This is a genomic window from Limosilactobacillus mucosae DSM 13345 (genome assembly GCF_001436025.1).
Classification (GTDB): Bacteria; Bacillota; Bacilli; order Lactobacillales; family Lactobacillaceae; genus Limosilactobacillus; species Limosilactobacillus mucosae.
In genome coordinates, this window is record NZ_AZEQ01000047.1 from 1 (window position 1) to 2546 (window position 2546).

The following is a 2546-nucleotide window of genomic DNA, read 5'->3' on the forward strand; positions in this document are numbered from 1 at the left end:
TAACTCCTAAGTTTTGGTTCTTTTTAATTTTGCAAATAGTGTAAGCGTTTAAAAATGAAGCCTAACTATTTAAGAAATTTTCATAAAAGAATTTAAAGTCAAAAGACGATTTGAAAGCGGCAAAGTCTTCAGGAAAGCAAGGGGGGAGTTGTGCAGGGAAAATTTGCTGTGGTTGGCTGGGAACCAATTGCAACAATGAGTACCGATTTTTATACGACGAAATAATGTCGAAATTTTCCATAATGCAAAATTTAAGGGAGTGTTTTAGCAATATGGTTGGGAAAAATAATAATTATGTAAGGGAAAGTAAATCTAATGAGCATTTTCAACGGTTTGCACTGCGTAAACTGAGCGTTGGAGTCGTTTCAGTAGCGGTTGCGGCTGGTTTTTATTTAGGCAGTGGCACAACGGCACAAGCTGCAACTGCTGAATCAGATGCATCAGCTAAGACTGAACAAGTTGTACAACAGGACGCCAATTCAACCGCCAGCGACTCAACTTCAGCATCTAATAGCAGTGCAGCCGTTTCTGCAAGCAGTGCTGCGCCGGTAAGTGCTGAACCCGCTTCTAAAGTGGCAGCTTCTGATTCACCAGCTTCTGCAAGTTCTGCTTCAGACAGCCAAGCTTCAGCTGCCAATGCCAGTGAAAGCAGCAGTCAGCCGGCATCCAGCTCAGTTGCCAGTGATGCCGCAGCTACTGTAAGCGAAGACTCACAGGCAGCTAGTGAAGCCAACAGTCAAAGCGCTGCTGATGTAGAAACAGCGCAGTTGCCAACGTCGGCCACCAGTGCCAATGAAAGTCAATTAGCCAATATTTTGAGTGCTCAAGCTGTTCAAAAGGTTGCCAATCAACAGGCACCAGCCGGATTTACGGTTACTGACCCAACTTATCCAGCCGAGATGTATCAGGATACAAAACATTATACCTACTGGTGGGCACAAAGCTCAGACGGCAAGTATAACCTGGTTCTTTCAACCGATCGAAATGGTGATGGCAAGGTTTATGTCTTCTTGCTGGGCAGCAATAATGAAGTCTTAGGTAAGTATACGGTTGATAAAAACAAATCAACAGAAGTTATTATTACAGAAGAATCTACAGATATATTTAATAATAAGTGGTATACAAAACGCAGCTTTGGTACGGTTTACAATGATGGCCAGTCAGGTGTTTTTGATTCCTCTAAGCATAGTATATTGGTGCACGGTAAAGTTATTTTACCTTACAATGATACTTGGAAGTCAAAGTTCAACGTTTTTGACCCTAAGGCGGGTGAGGATAATGGAGACTATGGCAGCATTAGTTTCATGATTCCGCAAGTCGAAACACAGACGACGACTTATGTTGATGGCAAGGGCAAAACGGTCAGCGCCCCAGTCGTTCAAAAAGGGCTGGATGGTCAAATCTATACAACCCAGGGCGGTAAGGTAATCAATGGCTATTTTGCCAAGAAACCATCAAACGCCAAGGGCTTCATGTCGCCATTTGGCAAGCAAGGTGCAACCTATGTAAAGGACATGCATGATGGGTATAAAGCTACATTTGAAGAAACTAATACCGCAACCGGTGAGATGTGGGTTACAGTCACTGATAGCGATGGAGATATTGTTGACCAATTCTCTCTAAAATATGGGGATACTCATCACGTTGATGAAGCTAATTGGGACATTCACAGCATCTACATTCCGCAGACGATCAACATTCAATATGTTTATGAAAAACTTGGCAATCTGATTATTGATTCTGATTCCAAGGCCTTTCCAGCTAAGGACAAGACGACCACACAGTATCCAAACGATGAAAACGACTCAACCAAGGCGGGCAATGTCACAATTCCAAAAGTGCCCGGCTTTACGCCAACGATCAATGGCAAGACGGTTACGAACTACACGTTTAACCCTGCAGATTACGTCAGTGACTTGAGTCAAGACATTACTGTTGTTTATGTAGCTGACACGCAAGAAGCTGCCATCAACTTCTATGACGAGACAGACCACAAGCAGCTGGATGACCAAACGATTCAGCTGACTGGTAAGACCGGTGAAAAGATCAGCCATACCGAAGCTGATCAAACACTGGCTAAGCTGGAAAAGCTAGGCTATGTTGTCGACCAGAATACTTTTGCTGATGATGCAACGTATGACAACGATACGCAAGCACCACAAGAGTTTACGATCTATTTGAAGCATGGCACCCAGGATGTTTCCAATACTGATAAAGAGGCTAAGACGACGGCAACCCGGACCATCAACGTTACGACGCCAGATGGCAAGACTAGTTCTGAAACGCAAACAGTTAACTACAAGCGGACTGCCACGAAAGACCTGGTTAACGGGCATATTACTTACGGTCAATGGCAAGCAGATGGTGCCTCAGCTTGGGAAGAATATACGCCAACACCTCAAAAAGGCTACACGACGCTGATTAACGGTGTAGCAGGCACTAAGGTTGCTCCAAAGACGCCATCATTTAAAGACGATAAGCCGGTTAATGAAACGGTTAACGTTACGTACCAGGCTGATGCTCAACGTGCTGTAATCAAGTACATT

1 protein-coding gene is annotated in these 2546 nt (G+C 44.0%); it reads left to right on the forward strand.

Translation table 11 applies throughout. From position 1 onward, the window contains the following. Positions 1–272 precede the first annotated feature (272 nt). A partial coding sequence (locus tag FC47_RS10010) for a mucin-binding protein (protein WP_162258426.1) occupies positions 273–2546 on the forward strand: 2274 nt, incomplete at its 3' end.